The organism is Pseudomonas sp. FFPRI_1 (genome assembly GCF_055384485.1).
The window spans coordinates 5662481-5687132 of the sequence record NZ_AP029168.1; the positions used below are offsets into that span (position 1 = coordinate 5662481).

The 24652-nt window shown below is 64.1% G+C and carries 21 protein-coding genes; 12 read left to right on the forward strand and 9 right to left on the reverse strand.

The features are described from left to right. Positions 1-7: 7 nt before the first annotated feature. From ACZ5BO_RS25040 to ACZ5BO_RS25050, 3 genes are all read left to right on the forward strand, one after another. Positions 8-1423, forward strand: coding sequence for a lipid II flippase MurJ (locus tag ACZ5BO_RS25040; protein WP_464696851.1), 1416 nt, complete (start codon positions 8-10; stop codon positions 1421-1423). A gap of 27 nt (positions 1424-1450) precedes the next feature. After that, positions 1451-2377: a glycosyltransferase family 2 protein gene (locus ACZ5BO_RS25045; protein ID WP_025127229.1), complete on the forward strand. Its 927-nt coding sequence runs from the start codon at positions 1451-1453 to the stop codon at positions 2375-2377. Between the two features lie 126 nt (positions 2378-2503). Next, positions 2504-2743 (forward strand): hypothetical protein, encoded by a 240-nt coding sequence (locus ACZ5BO_RS25050; protein WP_025127228.1) that lies wholly within the window; start codon positions 2504-2506, stop codon positions 2741-2743. A gap of 41 nt (positions 2744-2784) precedes the next feature. On the opposite strand, the gene ACZ5BO_RS25055 is transcribed toward ACZ5BO_RS25050, so the two are convergent. Next, on the reverse strand, positions 2785-3972 hold the full coding sequence (locus tag ACZ5BO_RS25055) for a molybdopterin molybdotransferase MoeA (protein ID WP_177330241.1): 1188 nt from the start codon (positions 3970-3972) through the stop codon (positions 2785-2787). Positions 3973-3994: 22 nt separating this feature from the next. After that, positions 3995-4534, reverse strand: a complete 540-nt coding sequence (gene moaB / locus ACZ5BO_RS25060) for a molybdenum cofactor biosynthesis protein B (protein WP_025127226.1) — start codon at positions 4532-4534, stop codon at positions 3995-3997. Positions 4535-4812: 278 nt separating this feature from the next. Between moaB and ACZ5BO_RS25065 the strand changes: the two genes are divergently transcribed. Next, a complete protein-coding gene (locus ACZ5BO_RS25065; protein WP_025127225.1) occupies positions 4813-5034 on the forward strand; it encodes a YgdI/YgdR family lipoprotein in 222 nt (73 codons plus the stop codon). A gap of 93 nt (positions 5035-5127) precedes the next feature. Here ACZ5BO_RS25065 and ACZ5BO_RS25070 read toward each other — a convergent pair whose 3' ends face one another. The 6 genes from ACZ5BO_RS25070 to ACZ5BO_RS25095 form a co-directional block, all read right to left on the reverse strand. After that, complete coding sequence (locus ACZ5BO_RS25070; protein ID WP_025127224.1) at positions 5128-6018, reverse strand: pseudouridine synthase; 891 nt, start codon at positions 6016-6018, stop codon at positions 5128-5130. 78 nt (positions 6019-6096) lie between these two features. Beyond that, positions 6097-6417, reverse strand: coding sequence for a hypothetical protein (locus tag ACZ5BO_RS25075; protein WP_025127223.1), 321 nt, complete (start codon positions 6415-6417; stop codon positions 6097-6099). 41 nt (positions 6418-6458) lie between these two features. Next, complete coding sequence (locus ACZ5BO_RS25080) at positions 6459-6905, reverse strand: S24 family peptidase (RefSeq protein ID WP_025127222.1); 447 nt, start codon at positions 6903-6905, stop codon at positions 6459-6461. 111 nt (positions 6906-7016) lie between these two features. Further along, a complete protein-coding gene (locus ACZ5BO_RS25085; RefSeq protein WP_464696853.1) occupies positions 7017-7253 on the reverse strand; it encodes a glutaredoxin family protein in 237 nt (78 codons plus the stop codon). 70 nt (positions 7254-7323) lie between these two features. Beyond that, entirely contained in the window at positions 7324-8295 is a 972-nt protein-coding gene (locus ACZ5BO_RS25090) for an acyltransferase family protein (protein WP_464696855.1), read from the reverse strand. 36 nt (positions 8296-8331) lie between these two features. Beyond that, the gene (locus ACZ5BO_RS25095) at positions 8332-9426 is read right to left on the reverse strand and encodes an acyltransferase family protein (RefSeq protein WP_025127219.1); all 1095 of its coding nucleotides are present in this window, start codon (positions 9424-9426) and stop codon (positions 8332-8334) included. A 241-nt stretch (positions 9427-9667) separates the two neighbouring features. Here ACZ5BO_RS25095 and ACZ5BO_RS25100 point away from each other — a divergent pair, with 241 nt between their 5' ends. Beyond that, positions 9668-11623, forward strand: coding sequence for a cation:proton antiporter (locus tag ACZ5BO_RS25100; protein ID WP_025127218.1), 1956 nt, complete (start codon positions 9668-9670; stop codon positions 11621-11623). 62 nt (positions 11624-11685) lie between these two features. On the opposite strand, the gene ACZ5BO_RS25105 is transcribed toward ACZ5BO_RS25100, so the two are convergent. Next, the gene (locus ACZ5BO_RS25105; protein ID WP_025127217.1) at positions 11686-12894 is read right to left on the reverse strand and encodes an ammonium transporter; all 1209 of its coding nucleotides are present in this window, start codon (positions 12892-12894) and stop codon (positions 11686-11688) included. Between the two features lie 337 nt (positions 12895-13231). On the opposite strand from ACZ5BO_RS25105, the gene ACZ5BO_RS25110 reads away from it, so the two are divergent. The 7 genes from ACZ5BO_RS25110 to ACZ5BO_RS25140 all read left to right on the forward strand — a co-directional run bounded on the left by ACZ5BO_RS25110 (position 13232) and on the right by ACZ5BO_RS25140 (position 24648). Next, complete coding sequence (locus ACZ5BO_RS25110) at positions 13232-13546, forward strand: ElaB/YgaM/YqjD family protein (protein ID WP_011062506.1); 315 nt, start codon at positions 13232-13234, stop codon at positions 13544-13546. A 1-nt stretch (position 13547) separates the two neighbouring features. Next, positions 13548-13937, forward strand: coding sequence for a phage holin family protein (locus ACZ5BO_RS25115; RefSeq protein WP_025127216.1), 390 nt, complete (start codon positions 13548-13550; stop codon positions 13935-13937). Next, positions 13934-14275 (forward strand): hypothetical protein, encoded by a 342-nt coding sequence (locus ACZ5BO_RS25120; RefSeq protein ID WP_464696856.1) that lies wholly within the window; start codon positions 13934-13936, stop codon positions 14273-14275. The genes ACZ5BO_RS25115 and ACZ5BO_RS25120 overlap by 4 nt, the downstream gene beginning before the upstream one ends. Positions 14276-14431: 156 nt before the next feature. Next, complete coding sequence (locus tag ACZ5BO_RS25125) at positions 14432-15595, forward strand: EAL domain-containing protein (protein WP_025127214.1); 1164 nt, start codon at positions 14432-14434, stop codon at positions 15593-15595. Between the two features lie 187 nt (positions 15596-15782). Continuing rightward, entirely contained in the window at positions 15783-17114 is a 1332-nt protein-coding gene (locus tag ACZ5BO_RS25130; RefSeq protein ID WP_025127213.1) for a deoxyguanosinetriphosphate triphosphohydrolase, read from the forward strand. A gap of 806 nt (positions 17115-17920) precedes the next feature. Next, positions 17921-19588 carry a ShlB/FhaC/HecB family hemolysin secretion/activation protein gene (locus ACZ5BO_RS25135; protein WP_256244282.1) on the forward strand — a complete coding sequence of 556 codons (1668 nt, stop codon included), beginning with the start codon at positions 17921-17923 and terminating at the stop codon, positions 19586-19588. A gap of 101 nt (positions 19589-19689) precedes the next feature. After that, positions 19690-24648, forward strand: coding sequence for a hemagglutinin repeat-containing protein (locus ACZ5BO_RS25140; protein ID WP_464696857.1), 4959 nt, complete (start codon positions 19690-19692; stop codon positions 24646-24648). Positions 24649-24652: the final 4 nt, after the last annotated feature.

Here is a 24652-nt window from a genome sequence, read left to right on the forward strand (position 1 = left end):
CCGTCCCATGTTCGGCGCAACGCTGTGGTTGACCCTCGCCACCCTGACCGGGCTGGCCGCCGGCTTTGCCCGGGAATGGCTGCTGGTGGCGGCCTGGGGCGCCGGGGGCCAGAGCGACGGTTTCCTGGTGGCGATGTTCCTGCCCGAAGCCCTGCGCATGGCCCTGGCCGCCGGCTTGCTGAGTGCCGCGGCGCTGCCGCTGTACCAGCAGCGTTCGGCTGCAGAACAGCAGGCCTGGCTCAGTGCCCTGGCACCACGCCTGCTGCTCTGCGGGCTGTTGCTGGCGAGCGTGCTCAGCCTCGGCGCGCCTTTGTGGGTGCGCCTGATCGGCCCCGGCCTGGGCAACGACGGCTACGCCCTGGCCGGTGGCGGCCTGCACCTGCTGGCCTGGTGCGCGCCGGGGTTCATTCTCCACAGCCTGTTCTGTGTGCCCTTGCAGGCCCGCTCGCGCTTTGTCCTGGCCGGCCTGGGCTCGCTGCTGTTCAACCTGCCGCCGGTGCTCTACCTGGCCAGCCTGCACCACGCGGCCACTCCCACTGGGCTGGCGGCGGCCTGCGTCCTGGGCAGCCTGCTGATGCCGACCGCGCTGCTACCGAGCCTGCTGCGGGACGGCTGGCGGCCGTGGCGCATCCAGGGTGCGCCGGGAGCCGGGCGCGAGCTGTTGCAACGCATCGGCCCACTGCTGAGCAGCAACCTCGCCAGCCAGGGCCTGGCCCTGCTCGAGCGCATGGCCGCGTCGCTGCTGGGTGAAGGGGCCGTTACCTGGATCAACCTGGCGCGCAAGCTGATCAACCTGCCGCTGATTGCCTTGATGAGCCTCAACCAGGTACTGCTTGGGCTGATGAGCGGCAGCTCCGGCGAACAGCGCCTGGATCTTCTGCGCAAGGGCCTGAGCAGCGCCACCTTGTTGACCATTCCGGCGGTGGTCGGGCTGATCGGCGCGGCCGCGGCCCTGGTGCACCTGTTGCTGCCCAACCAGGCCACCGGCAGCCCTCTGCCGGAGTTGCTGGCCTGGTTCTCGGTGCCGCTGCTGTTCGGTGCCTGGAACGCCCTGCTGGCACGTTATGCCTACGCCGCAGGGGACACCCGCATGCCCCTCAACTGCGAGCTGGCCGGCAGCCTGTTGAATGCGCTGCTGCTGGCCCTGTTGCCGTATTTCTTTGGCTTGATCGGCATCGCCCTGGCAGCGATCTGCGGGGTGCTGCTCACAGGGCTGTTGCTGATGCGCCGCCAGCAACTGCTGGGGCAGGTGCCGTGGCGCAGCCATTGGCTGATCGGCATCGGCGGCATGACGCTGGCGGCGCTGTTCCTGCACCCCCTGACCTCGATCGCCTGGCAGTTGGGCTTGAGCAGTGCCTGCGGCCTGCTGCTGTTGCTGGTGCTCGCCGCGTGGCTGCGCCCCTGGCGTCAGAACCTGACCTGAACCTGATCCGAACCGGAGGCATCGACTATGTCGACACTGCGCGTGGCCTGTGTGATCCCGACCTACAACGGCCGCCAGGACCTGGCGCGGCTACTGGATTCCCTGGCCATCCAGCGTGCACACTTCGATACGCTGATCGTCGACTCCAGCTCCAGCGACGGCACCTATGAACTGGCCGTGTCACGCTGCCCCCATGTGCTGCGCATCGACAGCCGCGACTTCAACCACGGCGGCACCCGGCAGCTGATGGTGCAACGCAATGCCGATTACGACGTGTACGTGTTCATGACCCAGGACGCCTACCTGGAAGATGCAGAGGGCATCGCCAATATCGTTGCGCCCTTCGCCGACCCGCAAGTGGGCGCCGTGTGCGGGCGCCAGCTGCCGCACCTGAATGCCAGCCCCCTGGCCACCCATGCGCGCCTGTTCAACTACCCACCGACCTCCCAGGTGAAAAGCCTCGCCGACGTGCCTGTGCTGGGTATCAAGACGGCCTTCATGTCCAATTCCTTCAGTGCCTATCGACGCGAAGCCTTGATGCAGGTCGGCGGATTTCCCAACCACGTGATCCTGTCCGAAGACATGTACGTGGGCGCCAAGATGCTCCTGGCGGGTTGGAAGGTGGCCTACGAGGGCAGCGCCTGTTGCCGCCATTCCCACAACTACAGCCTCAAGGAAGAGTTTCGCCGCTACTTTGACATCGGCGTGTTCCATGCCCGCGAACCCTGGATCCGCGAGGCATTCGGTGGTGCCGGGGGCGAGGGCTTGCGCTACGTCAAATCCGAATTGCGCTTCCTCGGCCCCCGGCGGTTGCTTGAATGGCCGGGGTCGTTGCTACGCAACGCGTTGAAACTGTTCGCCTACAAGCTCAGCCAGCAGGAGCGCCACCTGCCCCTGGGCTTGAAGAAAAACCTGGGCATGTACAGGCGTTATTGGGACAGCCCGCACGCTTGAACAAGGGCCCGGAGATAAAGTGATTTTTCTGACCGAAGAATGAGAATCACCTGAATTGACCCTAACAGGCCAATCAGTGACTGTGCTTATCAGGCGCTGACGCCTGACACAGGGAAGTGCACCGTCATGAACGACAAGGGATTCTATCCACAAGGGCATTCACCGCTCGACCACATGCAAGATCGTGCCTGGCGGACTGACCAGGCGCCCCGGGAGTTCGACCTGCCACTGTCACGCCACGCCAGGTTGCTGCCGACACTCAGGCGTCTTGCCTGGATGGCACTCGCGGCGATGTTGCTGGCCGGCCTGGTGACCTGGGGCTTCCACAGCCGCTTCGGACTGCTGTTGTTGTTACTGCTGCGCTGACCTAAAGCACGGACCCGCTCCGACGACCGGGCCCGCTATGCTCAGTCCAGCACTTCGCTCAAGGGAATGAAACTCACCCAGTCGCCTTCCGCCAGGGTTCGTCCTTCCATCACCTCCACCAGCCCTTCGGCCCAGGCTGCACTGCGCAGGACGCCTGAACTCTGGTTGCGGTAGATGATCGCCCGACCGCCCTCCAGGCGGCCACGCAGGTATTCGCGACGGTTGCCGGGCTGGGCCCAGACAAACCCCGCCGGCACCTGGAAGCGCAACGGCTGCACCTGCTGCACGCCCTGGCGGCGCAACAGGTAGGGGCGAGCCAATAGGGCGAAGGTCACCAACGTCGAGGCCGGGTTGCCCGGCAGGCCGATCACCGGTACCCCGCGAAAATGGCCGAAGGTCAGAGGCTTGCCGGGCTTGATCGCCAGTTTCCACAAGGCCAGCTCGCCGGCCTCCCGCAGAGCGATGCCGAGAAAATCTGCCTCCCCCACCGACACACCGCCGGTGGATAGAATCAGGTCGACATCCCCCAGCTCCGCCAGGCGCTGGCGGGTCGCGGGAAGATCGTCGGGCAAGATCCCCGCATCCAGCACTTCGCACCCCAGGCGCTGCAACCAACTGCACAGCAGCACCCGGTTGCTGTTGTAGATCTGCCCCGGACCCAGGGGTTGGCCCGGCTCCACCAACTCATCACCGGTGGACAGCACCGCCACCCGCACTCGGCGCACCACTTCCAGCTCGGCGCACCCCAGGGAAGCCGCCAAGCCCTGCTCGATCGGTCCCAAACGGGTACCCGCCTCCAGCACCGCCTCGCCCACGGTGGTTTCCTGGCCTTGAGGCCGGATATTCTGGCCCACCTTCAACGGCTCGCTGAAGCGCACTCGCTGATCATCCTGGACCTGGGCGTTTTCCTGCATTTCAACGCAGTCCGCACCCTCAGGTACCGGGGCACCGGTGAAGATCCGGGCGCAGGTTCCCGGCTGCAGCGGCTCGGGGGCCTGCCCGGCAAAGATTCGCTGGCTGACCGGCAGCGCCTCGCCTTTCCAGTCCTCCAGGCGCAAGGCGTAGCCATCCATGGCACTGTTGGGCCAGGGCGGCAGGTCCAGGCTGGAAATCAGCGCTTCTGCCAGCACCCGCCCCTGAGTGGCTGCCAAGGGCAACCGCTCACGTTCGACAATGGGCGCCGCCTCGGCCATCGCCAGCAGTCGCTCCAGCGCCTCTTCCACCGGCATCAAGGCGCCGAGCTTGCCCGGCTTACCCACGGGATTCACAGGGCGCGGCCTGTTTCAAATGGGGGACGAAGTTGCACGGCCGATGACGCGAGTCCAGCTGTTCGGCCAGAATCCCATCCCAGCCGGTGCGGACCGCATTGGTCGAGCCCGGCAGGCAGCACACCAGGGTGCCGTTGGCCAGACCGGCCAGGGCTCGGGATTGCACGGTGGACGTACCAATGTCTGCCACCGAGATCTGCCGGAACAGTTCACCGAAACCATCGACCTGCTTGTCCAGCAGGCAGGACACCGCTTCCGGGGTGCTGTCGCGCCCGGTGAAACCGGTGCCGCCGGTGATCAACACCACCTGTACCACGTCATCGGCGATCCAGGTGGCGACCTGGGCGCGAATCTTGTACAGGTCGTCCTTGAGCAGGACCCGCGCCGCCAGGCGATGGCCGGCAGCGCCCAGGCGCTCGACGAAGACCTGTCCGGAGGTATCGGTTTCCAGGGTACGGGTGTCACTGACGGTCAACACCGCAATGTTCAATGGGGCAAAGGGTACGTCCGCCTTGGCTTTCATAGGCTCGATCCAGTGGTAGAAGAAACAGCCCGTTGTTATATCACAGCCCTCTGCCCTGCCGCCGCCCGGGGGCTGGCAATCACCCCCGCTCCGGCCCTTGAACGCCAGGTCGCCGAGAGATGCGCTGCACCAGCGATGCCCCGCAGCCAGTGGATCCGCTGCAGCGAACGCCTGCGATCGATCCGACAACGTGGCAGAATGTCCCTGGCCAAGGAACTTGCAGACGTTGTATACGTCTGAAGACCAGCACTCAAAAGTACCCATTTTGGAGACACACAATGACTCATCGGACCCTCGCCACTTTCATGCTCGCTCTGGGCCTGGCCACGCTTGCCGGTTGCGCTTCGCCGTCAGTGATCACCCTGAATGACGGTCGCGAAATCCAGGCCGTTGACACCCCTAAATACGACAAGGATTCCGGCTTCTACGAGTTCGAGCAGTTGGACGGCAAGCAGACTCGTATCAACAAGGATCAAGTACGCACCGTCAAAGAGCTGTAAGCCCGACGGCTGGCGCTGCGCAAACAATAAAACCCGCCTAGTGCGGGTTTTATTGTTTGTGGGACGCGAAGAGTCAGCCGTGGTTGTGGCCGTTCACCAGGCCAGGCTGAGGCGGCTTTCGAACTCCCGTTCCTGCCCCGTCAGCGGATCGATGAAACGCAGCCCCTGGGCCAGGAGCTTCAGCGGGTTGGCATGATCGTCCTCGGCGTCCTTGAGCACCTCGGGATAGAACGGGTCGTTACAGATCGCCGCCCCCAGGGCACTCATGTGCACCCGCAGCTGGTGCTTCTTGCCGGTGACCGGGTACAGAGCATAGCGCCACAACTCACCGTGCGTTTCCCTGACCTCGATGACGGTTTCGGTATTGCTCGGCCCCTCGCCTTCCTGCATGCGGAAAAACGGCTCGCCGTCCACCAATCGGCTCTTGTGCACCCGGGGAAAGCTCAAGTGGGGCAAGGCTCCGGCGATCGCCTCGTAGCGCTTTTCGATCTGCCGGGTAGGGAACAATGCCTGATAGGCGGAGCGGCTCTCGGGATCGGCGGAAAACAGCACCAACCCTGCCGTATGCCGATCGATGCGGTGCAAGGGCACCAGGTGCGGGTTGTCCAGACGCCGGATCAGGCGTCGCAGCAAGGTCTGTTCAACGTACTCGCCTGCCGGGGTCACTGGAAGAAAGTGTGGCTTGTCCGCCACCACCAGGTGTTCGTCGGCGTACAGGATCGTCTCCTGCACCGGGATCACCTTCTCGTCCGGCACCTCGCGAAAATAATGGATCCGCAGGCCTTCGCGGTACGCCAGATCCAGGCTGATGGGCTGGCCCTGTCCGTCCAGCACTCGCCCCCGGGCAATGCGATCCAGCCACTGTTCACGGCTGATGGCCTTGAAGTGATCGCACAGGCAATCCAGCACTGTGGTCCAGGAACCGGGTGGCAGGTACAGGGTACTGGCCTGATGCTGTGCAGCAGAAAAACTCGCGGAAGGCATACAAAAACTCGAGGGTTCAATGCAAGGCGGCATTATCCAACAGCCGCCACAAGGAACCTAGGAGCAGTTTCTCCTGCTTCAGGCGCAGGACTGCTTGGCCTGGGCCGCCGCCTCGGTGAATTCCTTCAGCCAGCGCAACACATCCACGGCCTCCCAGCGGCCCGGATCATAGAGTGCATAGAGCAACCCCTGGTAGCCCACCACATCCAGCTGCCGGTGGTAGCCGGCACGCTGGAACAAGGCCTCGATCTCGGCAAAGCAGGTGTTGAAGTGCAGCTTGTTGAACGGTGTCTTGCCCTCGGTGACCAGGCCATCCAGGCGCAGCTCAAGCACCGCCTCGCGGACCACATCGGTGGACATGCTGTTCACGCTGTTTTTCAGTTGTTCGACATTGACCATCATTTATTCCTTTAACGGTTTGAATCGTCCGCCACATCCCATCAAGGCTGCTTGCGCCCTACATAACTGACCACCCACAGCACCGCTCCCCAGATCTCGATCGAGCCCAGGTCATCCAGAACAATGGAAGGGATTGAAGGCCGCGCCGCCTTGAGCAGCAGGCCGCCACGTGGATCGGGGGCCAGCAGGCGCAGGGAATATTCGTCGCAGCCTCGGGGACGCACGACCAAGTACTGGTCCACCACCGGCGTGGCCGAGCGATCGACGATCAGCCGATCACCCGGATAGATGCCGAACCCCAGCAGGTTGTCGTCATCCACCAGCAGACCATGGATGCCCGGAGCGCCCAGCCCCAGGGTCCGGTCGAGGGAAAAACCGCTGCCGGTGGGGCCTGAGGTCAAAGAGACGCCGTCGCTGTCGACCGGATTCAGGAAACGGGCTGGCAACGGTTGCGAGCGTTCGGTACCGGTCAGAAAAGTGAGAGACATGGCGAGATTCCTCGATTGCTGTATATACATACAGTAACCGAATCGACGGTTCTCGCCAACGAATTCCCGTCGCGAGCGACAGGCGGAGGCCGCTTCGGGCCGGGCCCCGTCTCAGCGCAGGAACGCCACCACCTGCTCTGCATCGAAGGGCCAGTTCAGCTCGAGGCCGGTGTCCACCCGGCGCAAGACCGGGATGCGCAGGCCGTAGGCGTCGAACAGCTCCTGGCTCTCGGCGATGTCCACCAGCTCGACCATCAGGCCGTGCTCCACCAGTGGCATCAACTCGGCTTCGGCCAGCTCGCACAGGTGGCAACCAAGGGTGCCGAACAATTGACATTCAGGGGGCATGACAGGGCAACCATAAAAGAACCGGTGATTATTCTAGGCCGGTGAGAAAAAGCCGTCGACCAGGCAGCCTTCACAGAATGAAGCGGACTCGACGGCTGGCCAGGATCAGCAACGGCGCCACACCAAAGGCCAGCACCAGTACCAGCCCCGCCATCAGGTTGCCGTAGGCCAGTCCCAGGGACAGGGCTGCGAAGATGAACCAGGGGTGCACGTAATACACCGCGGACGACAGTTTCGCGGCGAAATTGCTCTCGCTGCCCCGGACATACACCATCGGCAACAGAAACAGCGCCGGGGTCAGCACCAGCAATGACGCGAGAAAATCGAAGTTCTGCTCGACGTCGGCCCGCAGGGCGAAGTTCAGCCCGGCCTCGGCCAGGATCGCCCCCAGCCCGAGAATCAGCCAGCACCACAGGCTGCGCCGGCTGATGCGTTGTTCCAGGCGATGGCGTGCGCAGAGAAAGCCGATGGCCATGAACGGAAACCCCATGAACAGGAAGTTGCGTGCGGTGTAGTCGTTCTGGTTGAAGTGCTGGAGAAACACGTTGGGCAGTTCGTAGTAAACCCGTGCGTACTGCAGGCACAGACCGCTCAGGAACGTCACCAGGACCAGGCCGATCAGGGCGCTCGAACGCCAGTTGCGCAGCACCAGCAGCATCACCCCGCCACCGAGCATGCCCAGCAGGTACCACAGGTGGAAATAGCCGATCAGCAGTTTCTTCAACAGCCCCAGCACCCCGCCGAAGCTGAGGAGGGTCGCCGGATCCACGTACTGCGGGCTGTAGACCAGCATCCAGAACAGGTAGATCAACAGGCAGCGCTTGAACCACTGGGCAAAGGAATGACCGCCGCTCAGGGACTGGTACAGGTAGTAGCCATTGATGATGAAAAACGTCGGTACCGCGACCCGGAACAGGCCGTTGCACAGCAGGTAGCCGGCCCAGGTGTAATTGCCCCCCAGCAGCTTGCAGTGCAGCAGCACCACCATTACCGCCAGCAGGACCTTCAGGGCGTCGAGGTTCGCATTGAGGACTTTCGGCATCGATGACCACCCGAATGAACAGGAAGAATCCGGGTATTACACCGGGTCGTAATGTTTGCGTTTTGTGCCAGAACTGAAGCGCCGCTTGCAGTAGGCCGTGGCACGATCGAGGATCGGCTTCTCGTAGAAGTGATAGCCGACCCAGCCATAGCAGACCACCGCGGTCATCATCAGCAGGCAGAACACCAGGTTGTCCACATAGCTGCCGGGCCAGGAACCGATCACCTGCCAGGCTCGCCCCACCACCCCCAGCACCAGCAGGTGGGACAGGTAGATGGTGTAGGACATGTCTCCGGTGGCGGTAAGAAACGCTGGTATCCGGATCAGCTGCCGTCGCTCCAGCAAGGCCAGGGACAGCACCAGGGTGCCGAAGGTGAGCCCCACCGCCAGCATTCTCGGCAACCCCTCGGTGAAGAACAGCTGATAGGCGTAGATCAGCGGAATCCCCAGCAGAAAGACCGCCGCCAATGCCGCCCAGACCAGCACCGTGGGCACCTTGGCGCTGTGGGGACCGTAGAAGAACAGCGCCAGTGCGCTACCGGCGATGAACTCCAGGGCATAGGGATGCAGCATGATCTTCAACGCCGGGGAATAGTCCTGCCAGTTCTGCACCAGGTTGAACAGCACGATACCCAGCGCCCATAACAGCAGAATCAGCGGCAGGCGCTTTTCCTTGAAGAACAGGAACAGTGTGAACATCAGGTAGAACCACAGCTCGAAAAGCAACGACCAGGCCACCATCACCAGCAACACCCGGTCATTGGGCAACAGCAGGAAGGACAGCCACAGGTTCGAGCCGCCATGACTGCTGTTCACCAGCCCGGGTTGCCACAGGTAGACCCCCAGGGTGATGAAGAAATACAGCCAGTACGTCGGGTAGATCCGCGACAGGCGATTGAACAGGAAGCGCTGGGTCTCGAGGCTTTTCTGAAAGCGCCCGCGACTGACGATCACCATCACGAAGCCACTGATGACGAAGAACAGGTCGACCCCGAGCTGGAAAAAGTTCAGGAATACCGGCAGCAGGATGTCGCCGCCGGAATACTTGATCTCCACCGACATCATGTGAAACAGCACCACTCCCAGCACCGCGGCACCACGCAGCCCTTGCAGAGAATACAGACGCTCCATAAACCTCTCCGGCTCCTCACTGGCAGGGTCCTGTGGATAAAACCGCAGCCCGGCAGGTTGTGTGAAAACTGCTCGAGCACAGCCTTTTCAACAGACCCTGAGCATAGCGAAGGCTCGTGAAGATGAGACATTCTCGATAAAGAATGACGTGAGTCAGGGCCGTTTTCCGTCGCCCGGGTAATCCTCCCCGCCTTTTTGCCTCTAGTCTTTGCCCTGCCTGCCCCTTGTCCGGAGATGCCCGTTGTTTGCCAATCTACTGATCATTCTCGCCTCGTCCCTGGTGGTCATCGCGCTGTTCCGGCGCCTGAGCCTGCCCCCGGTGCTGGGCTACCTGTCCGTCGGGCTGATGGTCGGGCCCACCGCCCTGGACTGGGTCAACGACAGTGAAGACCTGCCGGACCTGGCGGAGCTGGGGGTGGTGTTCCTGCTGTTCTCCCTGGGCCTGGAATTCTCCCTGTCGAAGATGCTCGCCCTGCGCCGCGTGGTGTTTGGCCTGGGCAGCCTGCAGGTGCTGTGCAGCGGCCTGATCCTCGGTCTGTTGCTGGCCCTGTTCGGCATGTCCCTGACCTCGGCACTGATGCTCGGCACGGGCCTGGCCCTGTCCTCCACCGCCATCGTCAGCAAGGAGCTGACCAGCCTCGGCGAGATTTTCAGCAGCCACGGCCAGAACGCCATCGGCGTGCTGCTGTTCCAGGACGTGGTGGCCGTGCTGTTGCTGACCCTGGTCCCGGTCTTTGCCGGCCACAGCGACCAGGCCTGGTACTGGGCCCTGCCCGCGACCCTGGGCAAGACCCTGGTGCTGTTCGTTGGCCTGCTGCTGGCCAGCCGCTGGCTACTGCCGCGGCTGTTCCACGAAGTGGCCGCTTCCCACTCCGCCGAGCTGTTCGTGTTGCTGGCCCTGGTGATCGTCCTGCTGACCGCCTGGCTCACTCACCTCCTGGGCCTGTCCCCGGCCCTGGGGGCCTTCCTCGCCGGCATGCTGCTGGGGGAAAGCCACTACCGGCACCAGATCGAAGCCGACATCCGCCCGTTCCGCGACATTCTCCTGGGCTTGTTCTTCGTCAGCATCGGCATGCTCATCGACCTGCAACTGTTCCTCGACCATAGCCTGCTGATTCTCGGCCTGACCCTGGCCCTGCTGCTGATCAAGGGCAGCGTGGTGGCCGCCCTGCTCAAGCTGCGCGGCAGCGACGGCGAGACTGCCTGGCGCAGCGGCCTGGCCCTGGCCCAGGGCGGTGAATTCTGCTTCGCGCTGATGGCGCAAATGCAACTCAGCCAGATGATTCCACCACAGATCAGCAGCCTGCTGCTGGCCGCCACCTTCTGCTCCATGCTGCTGACGCCACTGCTGCTGCGGGCCGCACCGCTGATCACCGCGCGCCTGCACCGCAAGCCCAACCAGGCCGCGCAACTGGAGGAAATCAGCGCGCAGAACGCGCAATTGCAAGGCCATGTGCTGATCTGCGGGTATGGCCGGGTCGGCCAGTCCATCGGGCGCTTCCTGCGTCACGAGCAACTGCGCTACATCGCCCTGGACGATGATCCGGTCCGGGTCCAGGAAGCCTCGGCGGCGGAAAGCTGCGTGCACTATGGCGACTGCCGGCGCAGCGACCTGCTGGCGGCCGTCGGCCTGGAACGGGCCCGGCTGCTGGTGATCGCGGTGGACAAGACCGACATCGCCCTGAATGTACTCAAGGCTGCTCGCCGCCTGGACCGCACCGTGCCGATCCTGGTGCGCACCCGCGATGACAGCCAGCTGGCCGAGCTCAAGGCCGCCGGCGCCAATGAAGTGGTGCCCGAACTGCTGGAGTCGAGCCTGATGCTCGCCTCCCACGCCCTGATCATGCTGGGCCTGCCGGAGCAGCGGGTGCAGCGCACGGTGGATGAAGTGCGCCACAGCCGCTATCGCCTGCTGCATGGTTTCTACCTCGGAGCCCAGAGCACCCCACTGGACAACAGTGAGCCCGCTGCGGTGCAGATGCATGCGGTGAAACTCGATGCCGGGGCCCGCGCCTGCAACCAGTTGCTGGAAGAACTGGCCCTGGAACAACTGGGCGTGGACGTACGCGCCGTGCAGCGCAATGGCAGCGACCTGCCCCTGAACCCGACCCCGCGCCTGCAGGCCGGCGACCGGGTGCTGGTGTCCGGCTCACAGGAGGCCGTCGAAGCCTGCGAAACGCGCCTGCAGGCCGGTTGAACGCCCTCGGCATCGACCCTGGCCATCAAGCGGCCAGGGCCCTGAGCCCCTACCGTGGAGCGTCAGTCCTGGCTCACCGCACCGATCTTGTGCAGCGACAGGTCGGCGCCGTAATACTCCTGCTCCTGGGTCAGGCGCAGCCCGCAGCAGGCCTTGATCACCCCATACACGGCAAAGCCTCCCAGCAGTGCCACCGCCACCCCCAGGCCGGTGCCGATCAACTGGCTGATCAGGCTGACACCGCCCAACCCGCCCAGGGCACTCTGGCCAAAGATCCCGCAAGCGATACCGCCCCACACGCCACACAAACCGTGCAGCGGCCAGACCCCGAGCACGTCGTCGATCTTCCATTGGCTCTGGGCGGCAATGAAGCACCAGACGAACAGGGCCCCGGCAATCGCCCCGGTGACCAGCGCGCCCACCGGATGCATCAAGTCCGAGCCGGCGCAGATCGCCACCAGCCCGGCCAGCGGACCGTTGTGCAAGAACCCCGGGTCATTGCGCCCGACAATCAACGCCGCCACCGTGCCGCCCACCATGGCCATCAGCGAGTTCACCGCCACCAGCCCACTGACACCCTGCAAGGTCTGGGCGCTCATCACGTTGAAGCCGAACCAGCCGACAATCAGGATCCACGATCCCAGGGCCAGGAAGGGAATGCTCGATGGCGCGAACGCCACCAGCTTGCCGTCGCGATACCGGCCGTTGCGCGGCCCCAGCAACAGCACCGCCGCCAGCGCCAGCCAGCCGCCCATGGCATGCACCACCACCGACCCGGCGAAATCATGGAAGCCTGCGCCAAAACGCTGGGCCAGCCAGGCTTGCAGCCCGAAGTTGCCGTTCCACGCCAGCCCTTCGAAGAACGGATAGATGAAGGCCACGATCAGCACCGTGGCGCACAATTGCGGCACAAAACGCGCGCGCTCGGCGATGCCACCGGAGATAATCGCCGGGATCGCCGCGGCGAAGGTCAGCAGGAAAAAGAACTTCACCAGGCCATAGCCATGATCGGCACTGATCACCGCCGCTGGCTGCAGGAAGCTGACGCCGTAGGAGATCCAATAGCCTATAAAGAAATAGGCCAGGGTCGAGACCGCGAAGTCACTGAGGATCTTCGACAGCGCATTGACCTGGTTCTTCTGCCGGACGGTGCCCACTTCGAGGAAGGCAAAACCGGCGTGCATGGCCAGGACCATGACCGCACCGATCAGGATGAACAGGGTGTTGGAACCGTGGACCAGGGTGTCTACAGCGCTTTGCAGATTTTCCATGGAGTAGGCAGATCCGGAATCGGCCATCATCATTCCTGCGTCACGCACGCCGGCGGCCTTGCACCAAATTGGTCCGAGGCGTGGCAGCACGCGCGATCGGTGAACCGTTTTGGCGCGCCAGGACCCGGACGCGACAGCGCATGAACATGAATGACCTGAGGTTGAGTTTTTTTCGGCCAGGGTTTGCGCGGTCTACCGCGTGCCCCTCGCTCGTTTTCAGCGCAGGCTTGCCAGCCTGCGCACCAGCACAAAGCAAAAGCTGTACCAGGCAATTACAGTGAACCTTCACCCGAGGCTCACACTCATAGCTCTCACAAGCCACTACGGAGATAGACCCATGGCCAGCAAAACGGCAAAGACGGCTCAAGAAGTACTGATGGCGGATTTTCAGGCACTGGTCAGTGACACGGAGCGTCTGCTGGAACACACCGCGACCCTGGCTGGCGACCAGGCCGATGAACTGCGCGAGCAAATCCACGACAGCCTGCTCAAGGCCCGGGAAACCCTGCAACTGACCGAAGACTCCCTGCGCCAGCGCGGCCAGGCGGCCGTTACTGCGGCGGAGGACTACGTCCAGAGCAACCCCTGGCAATCGGTTGGGATCGCCGCCGGCGTGGGCTTCCTGATCGGCCTCCTGGCGACGCGGCGCTGATATGGCTATCGGTGAATCCACGGCGTCCGGCAGCGGTCCGAGCGCTTCTTCGCGGCGCCTCGGGGCGGCGGTCCTGGGCCTGTTGCACAGTCACGTCGAACTGTTCGGCATCGAGTTGCAGGAGCAGAAAGCACGCACCGTGAGCCTGCTGCTGTTCGCCGGGCTGGCCCTGGTGTTTGCCCTGCTGTTGCTGGTGGGGCTGTCGGCACTGGTGCTGATCCTGCTGTGGGACAGCTACCGCCTGGCGGGGATCATCGGCCTGTGCCTGTTCTACACCCTGGCGGCGATCTTCTGCGGCCTGCGCCTCAAGGCCGCGATCTTCGACGAGTCCTCGCCCTTCCATGCCACCCTTGAAGAACTGGCCAATGATCGGGAGCGCCTGCTGCCATGAAGCTGCCTGAAGTTCCGCAGAACACCTCGCGCCGAGAAATGCGCAAGGTCCTGATCCGCCTGCGCATGGAAATGCACCGCCAGGAAATCCGCCACGAGTCCCAGCAACTGTTGCAGCCCCTGCAACGGGTGCGTGGCCTGGGCCAAAGCTGGCAGGAAGGTTTTGGCCTCAAGCACGCACCGCTCTGGGGCGTGGCGGTGGTGACCCTGCTGGGGTTCATCACCGGCAAGGGCGCCAAGAGCGGTGGCGTCAGCGGCCTCACGCGCCTGGTGCGCCTGGGCACCAGTCTGCTGCCGCTGATCCGCCTGGCGATGCAAGGCGCTTCGCGCAAACCCTGAGCGGCCGACTCCGGTCGCTCCTTCTCCATCAGCCGCGCAGGTGGCTGCATTCTTGCTAAGCAACCGGACTCGGCCCCTCTCCCCAGGGGCCGACGCCTGCCTGGCCACCCGGCAACCCAGGCGCTCACTCCAACAAGACTCTGATAAGGAGGCCCTGTGATCGACGGGCAACCGCTCGCCTGCTTCCAGCCATTCATCGATACCGCCACCGGGCGCATTGCCGGCGTCGAGGCCCTTGGCCGGCTACGCCAGGGCAATGGCCAATTGAAATCCGTGGGGCCGCTGTTCAGCGATCCGCGAACCCCCTTCAGCGCCCTGCGCCGCCTTGATCGCCTGGTCCGCGCCGACGCCTTGCGGCGCTTGCACGAAGCGCCGGCGGACTGGTTCCTGAGCCTGAACATCTCGCCGCGCTGGATCAGCCGGCTGCGCCCAGGGCAGCCGTTGCCGAGCCTCAAGCAATTGCACCAGCACCAGGTCGATCCACGGCGTGTCGTCTTCGAAATCACCGAGCTGGGGGGCGACAATCAGCGCCTGGCGGAAGTGGTGGCGCGCTACCGCCAGGCGGGCGCGCGGATCGCCATCGACGACTTCGGCGCCGGCTATTCGCAACTCGACCGGGTACTGGCCCTGCAACCGGACATCCTCAAGCTCGACATGCGCCTGTTCCAGGCGGCCGCCCGGGGCGGTCCCAGCGGCGACGTGGTCAGGGCCCTGGCGCAGATGGCGGAAAAGACCGGCTGCTGGATCATCGCAGAAGGGGTGGAAACCGAGTCCGAGCTGAGCTTCGCCCTGGAGTGCGGTTCGCGCTATGTCCAGGGTTTCCTGTTTGCCCAGGCCCAGGAGCCACTGTTCGCCAGCGACGCCTTCGTCCAGCCCTTTGCTCGGTTGCGCCAGCGTTATGTGCAACACAAGCTCGACGAGCGCCTGCGCCTGATGCGCATGCGCCAGCAACTGGTCCAACTGATGAGCCTGCTCCAGGCCTGGGCCCAGGCCCAGGCCCCCATCAGCCAGTTGCCCGAGGTCGAGGCCTTTCCCTGGCTGTTGCGCTTCTATCAGTGCGACCGGCATGGCACCCAACTGACACCCAACCTGGAATGGCGCCCTAACGGCTGGCAGGCCGACAACAGCTACGTCGGCCACAACTGGTCGTGGCGCCCGTACTTCTATCATTTGCTGGCCGAAGGCTGGGAGGAACGACGCCTGATCCTCTCCAGCACCTACCGCGACGCCACCAGCAACCAATACTGCCTGACGGCCGGGCAGTTCTTTGCAAACGGCCAGCGCCTGTTGCTGATCGATATCGATGCCGCCGGCCTGTAACCCTTGATCCTGTATCGCCTTCGCGGGAGGGCTGGCGCAGGCGCTGACAACACCGGCACCTGGCCCCGGCCACCCGGCTCGCCCGTTGCGGACGCAATTACTTGCAGTCCGGCGCAGCGCCCCTCTTGCAGCCCTGCCCGGGAACCCGGAAGCTGGGCGCCTCAGTTTTTTTTCGGAGAGACCCGCCTTGGATTGGCAGACCCTGCTCAACCGCGAACGCCTCGGAAAGCCAGTGCACAGCCCGGAAGAACTCGGCCGTAGCCCTTTCCACAAAGACCATGACCGCATCATCTTCTCCGGCGCCTTCCGCCGCCTGGGGCGCAAGACCCAGGTGCACCCGGTGTCCAGCAACGACCACATCCACACCCGCCTGACCCACTCCCTGGAAGTCAGTTGCGTCGGGCGTTCCTTGGGCATGCGCGTCGGCGAAACCCTGCGCAGCGCCCTGCCCGACTGGTGCGAACCCAGCGACCTGGGAATGGTGGTGCAGTCCGCCTGCCTGGCCCACGACATCGGCAACCCGCCCTTCGGCCACTCCGGCGAAGACGCCATCCGCCACTGGTTCCAGCAGGCTGCCGGGCGTGGCTGGCTGGACGCGATGAGCGAGGCCGAGCGCCAGGACTTCCTCAATTTCGAAGGCAATGCCCAGGGATTCCGGGTCCTCACCCAACTGGAATACCACCAGTTCGACGGCGGCACCCGGCTGACCTACGCCACCCTCGGCACCTACCTCAAGTACCCCTGGACCGCTCGCCACGCCGACTCCCTGGGCTACAAGAAACACAAGTTCGGCTGCTACCAGAGCGAGCTGCCGCTGCTGGAGCAGATCGCCCACAAACTGGGCCTGCCGCAGCTCGAAGAACAGCGCTGGGCCCGCCACCCGCTGGTGTACCTGATGGAGGCCGCGGACGACATCTGCTACGCCCTGATCGACCTCGAGGACGGCCTGGAGATGGACCTGCTGGAGTACGCCGAAGTCGAAGCCCTGCTCCTGGGCCTGGTGGGCGACGACCTGCCGGAAACCTATCGCCAGCTGGGTCCGGGGGACTCTCGCCGACGGCGCCTGGCGATCCTTCGGGGCAAGGCCATCGAACACCTGACCAACGCCGCCGCCCGGGCTTTCGTCGAACAGCAGGACGCACTGCTGGCCGGCACCCTGCATGGCGACCTGGTGGAACACATGCACGGCCCGGCCAAGCGTTGCGTGCTCAATGCCAAGGACGTGGCGCGCCGCAAGATCTTCCAGGACAAGCGCAAGACCCTGCACGAGATCGGCGCCTACACCACCCTGGAGATCCTGCTCAATTCCTTCTGCGGCGCGGCGCTGGAGCAACACGGTGGCAAGACCCCGTCGTTCAAGAACCGGCGGATTCTCGACCTGCTGGGCAACAATGCACCGGACCCGCACTGGCCGCTGCACACCTCGTTCCTGCGGATGATCGACTTCATTGCCGGCATGACCGACAGCTACGCCAGTGAAATGGCCCGGGAAATGACCGGGCGCTCAAGCCCGCAATAACCCGCACCGATCAAGCGCCTGCCAGCAGTAACAGGCGCTTGATATGACTTGCACCATCCAATCGGCAACTAAGGGATTCCCCTACGCGCATTCCGGACCGAGTGCCCGGGAAAGGTCGGGGCAATAGGCGCCGAGCAGCTGCAGTGCCTTGTGAATGATCAGCACTAGTTCCGGCAGGCCGATATAAGGAAAACCCTTAGCCAATCTTGCTCACTCAAAATAGAGCAACTACTCGATTAACAACTGAAACTAACAAAGAACATTCTTCATGGCTGGCCGGTATCGCCGGACTGGCTCATAGAAACCGAACATTTCAGCAGCCCCTCAAATAAGCCTCCTACCTGGAAATCTTCACGCTCATCGCCACACCCCTTGCCAATCAAGGCCGTAAGTAAAAAACTGTTAGCCTTCTATGCATTTACAATTTACGTACAAATCGGTTTTCAGGTTTCGGATAGTCTCGATTTCAACAGGAATTTTCCCCGCTGGCCCTCCCCGGAAAAATTAATTGCACCCTGCGCTGTAACGTTTTCATTGCATCTTACTCAAGACTTTTGTCATACCTGACGCTGCACTGCTCGACTCGGAACTTACTCAGGAACTGTCACTTTCGAGAACTTGAACACTCGCTATCGACATACAAGTCGACGGTATTTCAGGTTCACAAAACTGAACTAGAAGCGACGCTATTAGTTGAGCCTGCGCGGTCGGCTTTTCGTCACTTCCTCTTCTTAAAGTAAGGATGCCAAGTGCCCTATACATCACGCACTGATCGTTCCCTTCTCAGCCGTACCGGCTGGGGCTGCCTGGGACTGGTACTGGGCCTGGCGTACCTGACGCCGACGTTGGCCGATGACCTGCAACCCGGGCAGGAAGCCCTGCGCCTGCAGCAGCAACAGCAGCGGGACCTGCAACAGTTGCAACTGGAACAGCGCCAGCGGCAGATGCAGCGGGGCAGCTTCGGCGGCGCCCCGGCCACGCCCCAGTTGCCGGAGCAAGGCGTCACCGACAATCAATGCTGGCCCCTCAGCGGTACCCGCATCGGCGGTGTCAGCCTGTTCAACAAGGCCCGGCTCAACGATTACCTCAAGCCGTACCTGGCGCCCTGCATGGGGGTCAATCAGATCAACCAACTGCTGGCGGCGATCACCCGCTTCTATGTCGACGCCGGCTATATCGCCAGTCGCCCGTACCTGGCCAGTGCCCCGGCGGCCGGCCACAGCCTGGATATCCTGGTAGAGGAAGGTTATGTCGAAGCCATCGAGCTGGCCGATCAGAGCCTGCCGGTGTCGTTGCGCGGCGCGTTCCCGGGAATGCTCGGCAACCCCTTGAACCTGCGCGACCTGGAGCAGGGCCTGGACCAGCTGAACCGCCTGCGTTCCGTGGACCTGACCGCCGACATCGCCCCGGGCAGCCAGCCCGGCGCCTCGCGGATCATCCTGCGCTCGCGCAGCAAGGCAGCCCGCTGGGGGCTCGGGCTGGGGGTGGACAATCTCGGCAGCGCCGGCACCGGCCGTGATCGCCAGTCGATCAACCTCAACCTCGACAGCCCGTTGCAAATCAACGACGCGCTGAACCTCAACTACAGCGACACCCTCAATCACGGCCCGCGCTACAGCCGCAGCAGCAGCCTGTTCTACTCGGTGCCCTACGGCTACTGGACCTACAGCCTGTTCGCCAGCCACGCCGAGTACCGTGCCCCTCTCAAGCTGGCACGCACCACCCTGTACAACAGCGGGCGTACCGACATGGTCAGCGGCCGCGCCGACCGGGTGCTGTGGCGCGATCAGAGCCACCAGCTCAGTGCCAACCTGCAACTGGCCTACAAGGACGTCGACAGCTACCTGCAGAAGGCCCATCTGCAGATCCAGAGCCCAACCCTGACCGTGGCCGAGGCCGGGCTCAATCTGTTCTGGCTCAACAGCGCGGTATGGAACCTGGATGTCAATTACGCCCAGGGGCTGACCTGGTTCGGTGCCGACCGCGACTCGCAGCAAGTGCAACGCAACCTGCCCCAGGCCCAGTTTCGCAAGTATCGCGCCGGGCTCAGCCAGTGGCGCAACGGCCAGTGGGGCCAGCAACGCTGGCAGTGGCAGAGCCAGTTGAACCTGCAGTACAGCCCCGACCCGCTGCCGGCCATCGAACAACTGCTGGGGACCGATGATTCGGCGGTTCGCGGCTACCGCGTCAACAGTGCCTCGGGGGCCATCGGCGGGATCTGGCGCAACACCCTGCGCCTGCCCCTGAGCACCGACCTGCCGCTGAAGATCACCCCGCGCCTGGGCCTGGACGACGGCTGGATCAAGGCCAGGCACGGTGCCCAGAGCCAGCACCTGAGCGGCGCCAGCGCAGGGCTCAACCTGGCCTGGAAAAACCTTCAGTTGGACCTGGATTACCAACGCAGCCTGAACACTCCGGAGCGCTTTCGAACGGAACCGGAAGTCTGGCTGGCCAGGATCAGCCTGCAGATCTGATCCACCGCCATTTAGCCTGAAGTACCCGATGAACCTGAGCACCACGCGCCGTTGCACCCGATAAAGCAACGCCCGGCTCACCCACTTAGAACGAGGTTCTCATGCCGGACAACACTCATAGGTTCCACCTTTCACCCCAGGGCACATTGCGCTGGACCATCGCCGGCCTGCTGCTGGCGGCCCACCTGCCCCTGGCCCTCGCCAATGGCATCACCGTGGTCGAAGGCCCCGGTGGCACTCCGCAACTGCTGAACCAGGGCGGCGTGCCCATCGTCAACATCGTCGCGCCCAATGCCGGCGGCCTGTCCCACAACCAGTTCCTGGACTACAACGTCGGGCAGCAGGGCGTGGTGCTGAACAACGCCCTGCGGGACGGGCCATCGCAACTGGCCGGACAACTGGCGGCCAACGCACAGTTCCAGGGCCAGGCGGCCAGCGTGATCCTCAACGAAGTGATCAGCCAGAATGCCTCGCAACTCAATGGCGCCCAGGAAATCTTCGGCACCCCGGCCGACTTCGTGCTGGCCAACCCCAATGGCATCTCGGTCAACGGTGGCAGCTTCATCAACACCCCGAACGCCAGCCTGGTGGTGGGTCGCCCGGAACTCCAGGGCGACAAGCTGCAACGGCTCAATACCCAGAACGCCGGAGGCCGGCTGGATATCCACGGCGGCGGACTGCTCAATGAAAAGGGCTCGATCAACCTGATCGCGCCCAGCATCGACAGCCAGGGCCAGCTCAAGGCCCACGACCAGTTGAATCTGACCGTCGGCCGCAACCAGCTCGACTACCCCAGCGGCAAGGTCCTGAAGGTCGACCCCGCCAGCCGTACCCAGGAACAACGCATCGACGCCAACCTGTTCGGCGCCATGCTGGCCGGGCGGATCAATATCGTCAGCACCGCCGAAGGTGCCGGGGTACGAGTCGGCGCAGTCCAGGTGAATGGCCGCGACGGGGTCAAGCTGCACTCCGCCGGTGACCTGGACATCCGTGGCAAGGCCCTGGACAACAGCCTCGACGCTGTGCGCGCCGGGGTTCACAGCGAGGGCGACATCGACCTGCACGGGGCCCGGGACCTGACCCTGGCAGCCACGGACGTCAGTGGCGTCAACGTCAAGCTCGATGCCGGGCGCAACCTGACCCTGAGCAGCATCGAAAGCCGCAAACTCCAGGAAAAGCGCCAGCAGTGGGAAAACAGCACCATTGGCATCACCTGGGAAACCTACGACCGCACCGAGACCGACAGCGACACACGCCAGCACGGCAACAAGGTGGTGGCCCAGCACGATGCCGAACTCAACTCCGGCGCCGACACCGAAATCCAGGGCAGCAGTATCAAGGCCGGCAATCGCCTGAGAGCCACCAGCGGCGGCGACCTGCGCCTGACCGCTGCCACCGAGACCCACACCCAGCGTGACCAGGGCCAGCACCGCAAGCACCTGTGGAAAGAGCACTGGGAGACCGCCAGCAGCGAGCAGCGCAGCGTCACCAGCCAGCTCAAGAGCGGACAGCAGCTGGCGCTCGACAGCCAGCGCAAACTGCAACTGCAGGGCGCCGAACTGCACAGCAAGGGCGATATTCAACTGGCTGCCAAGGATGTGGACATCAACAGCGCCAGTCGCCAGCAAAGCCAGAGCAACCAGCGCTACTCCGGCGACCTGGTGGGCGGTGGCTTCTTCGGCAAGAATGCCGACGGCGACCAGGGCAAGACTGAGAACCAGGGCAGCAAGGTCAATGCCGACGGCAAGCTGATCGTGCATGCCGACAGGGTGCGCATCAGTGGCAGCCAGGCCCGTGGCGGGACCCAGGCCAGCGTCATTAGCCAAGAGGGTTCGCTGACCATCGACGGCGTGCAGGACACGTCCCACAGCAACAACCACAGCAAGGACAGCAAGTTCTTCGGCATTGCCAAGGACGAGAGCCGCCAGCAGCGCAAGAACAGCACCACCGTCGGCAGCCAGGTACGCTCGGACAGCAACCTCAAGTTGCAGAGCGCCGAGGACCTGAACATCAGCGGCTCGCAAGTGGCTGCCCAGGGGCATCTGGACGTCAATGCCAAGGGCTCGGTGAAGGTCGCCGCAGCGCAGGATACCCAGCACAGCAGCACCAGCACCCAGGAGCGCGGCTTCGACGCCTACGCCAAGGAAAATGCGCCAGGCACCACTCAGTACCGGGCCGGTGTGCGCTACCAGGACCAGCAGCGCAACGACAGCAGCGACAGCACTCGGCAGCAGGCGTCCAGCCTCAGTGGCGGCAGCCTGGCGGTCAGCGCCGGCAACGACCTGCGCATCGAGGGCAGCGACCTTGCGGCCACCGCCGGCGACGCCAGCCTGAGCGGGAAAAATATCCAGCTGCTGGCGGCCGACAACACCCAGGAAAAACACAGCGACAGCACCACCACCGGTGGCGGCTTCTACTACACCGGCGGCCTGGACCGGGCCGGCAACGGCGTGGAAGTGGCCCACAACAGCAGCCAGGACAGCAGCAGCAAGACGACTGCGCAAACCAGCAGCATCGCCGCCAGCGGCAACCTGACCCTCAATGCCGGCAAGCGCCTGAGCACCGAAGGAGCCCAGGTCAAGGCCGGCGGCACGCTTGCGGTGAACGCTGGAGAGATCGACAACAAAGCCGCGCGCAACAGCGAAAGCAGCCAGCACAGTGAGAACAACTGGGCAGTGGATGTCGGTGCCAACGTGGAATACAAGGGCGTCACCCGGCCGATCGAAAAGGCCATCCAAGGCGTGGCCCAGCGCAAGTTCCATCAACCCGGGGTGCTCGATGCCCTGGAACAGCCCAATGTCGGCCTGGATGTGGATGTCAGCCAACAGAATCGCCAGGTTGCCGAAAGCAGCAGCAAGGCCGTGGTCAGCCAGTTGAGCGGGGGCAAGGTCGAGGTCAGGACCGCCGGGCAACTGCACGACCAGGGCACCCAGTACCGCGCCACCGACGGTGCCGTGAAGATCAGCGCCGACAGCCTGCTGGCCAGTGCTGCCAGCAATACCCACAGCAGCAGCGAGCAGGCCCTGGACGCCAAGGCCGGCGTGCGGGTCTACACCAATACCGGTGAAGACCTGAACATCCGCGGCAGTGGTGCAGGCGGTAGCAGCAGCGTCACCAGCACCCAGGAAAAGGCCCAGGTCGGCAGTTACGCCGGCAGCCAGGGGGTGGATATCCAGCTCGGAGGCGACGGCCGTTTCGAAGGCAGCCAGTTCAATGGCGGCCAGGGCGGTATCAGCATCAAGACCGGCGGTGAACTGGCGCTGAACCAGGCCAATGACCGTCAAGCCAGCAGCAACACCAGCCTGCGCGGCGATGCGTCCCTGAGCCTGGCCAGCACACCGGGGGCCAGCGGCACCCATCTCAATGTCGGCGCCGGGGTGCAACTGGACCACAAGACCCTCAACCAGCAGGACAGCCAGGCGCAAGTCGCCAGCCTCCAGGGCCAGGGACCGATCCAGCTGAACAGCGGCGGCGACCTGACGCTGCAAGGCACGCAAATCGGCAACGCCGCGCGCCCCGCTGGCGACATCAGCCTCAAGGCCGGCGGCAAGCTCGACCTGCAAGCCGCAAGCGACACCCACAGCAGCCAGGGCAGCAACCTCGGCGGCGGCCTCACGGTCGGTGGCGGCAAGACCACCAGTGAACAAAGCAGTGCCCAGAAAGCCAACCTCAGTGCCAACTTCAACATTGGCCGGGTCGCCGAAACGGACCAGAGCCAACGCGGTGCCCAGCTCTACAGCCAGGGCCAGGTGCTGCTGGGCAGCGAGGCCAGCGGCGACAGCGCGATTCACCTGCAGGGCACACGGATCGATGCCGGCAAAGTGGCTCTCGACGCGGCCCAGGGCGGTGTCCTCCAGGAATCGGCACAGTCCACCCAGGCTCACAACAACTGGGGCCTGACCCTGGGTGCCGGGGCCAACCTGGGCAAGACCACCCTGGCCGATGCCGGTGAGCACGACTCGCCGAAGATCGACCGCGGGATCAATGCCCGGGCCAAGGTCGACGTCGACCGGCGCCAAGACACGACCCAGCACAACAGCCTGATCAAGGCCGACCAGGTGGTGCTCAACAGTGCCGCCGATGTGCACCTGGCCGGTGCTCGCATCGACGCGCAACGGGTCGACGGGACCATCGGTGGCGACCTGCTCATCGAAAGCCGCCAGGACCAGTTGCGCAATACCCAGGTCAACATCGACGCCAAGCTGGATGTGGAGAAGAACCAACCAGGCCTGGTGAGCAAACTGGCCAAGCCGGCCGGCCCCCTCAAGGACAACCTGCAGGCCAAGGCCGAGAAAGGCTTCGAAAAACATCGGGAGAAGCTGGAAAACGCGGTCGACAAGGGCGTCGACAAGCTCGGCTCGGCCAAGGACAGCGTGCTCAGCCAGGCCAGCAACGCCAAGGAACGCCTGGGGGAAAAGCTCAGCCGCAGTGGCAGCTACGACGTCAACCCGGAGCCTCGCGGCGCCCTGGGCAGCGGCGTGGACAAGGCCAAGAACTACCTGGCCGACCAGGCCGATGCGCTGGGCAATCGGCTCTCGGGCCTCAAACAGCGTTTCTGGCCAAAGACCAGCGACAGCTATTCGGTCAGCGAGAAGAACACCACTGGCAGCAAAGTGGCCGACACCGCTGAAAGCGTGCTGTTCGGCGACAAGAGCGGCAACACCACCTACACCCCGACCCTGAACCTGGACCTGAGCCACACCCGCAAGGACAGCGTGGAGCAGGCCTCGGGCATCAGTGGCCAGCAGGGCGTCAACCTGCAAGTGGGTGGGCAAACCCGGCTCACCGGCGCACGCATCAGCGCCAGCCAGGGCGCGGTCGACCTGGGCGGTTCCAAGGTCAGCAGCACGGCCCTGGCCGGTTCTGACCTGCGCCTCGACGCCGGGCTCAACCTGTCCAAGTCACCGGTCAACCTGGCCCTGGGCAGCGGCGCCGAGCTGACCCGCAAACAGGACGACGCCACGCAAAAGGACCAGTTGTTCAATCTGGGCCCGCTGCGTGTCGGCGGCCACAGTGACAGCCCGTTGCTGCAAGCCGGCATCGACCAGAAAACTCCATGAGACC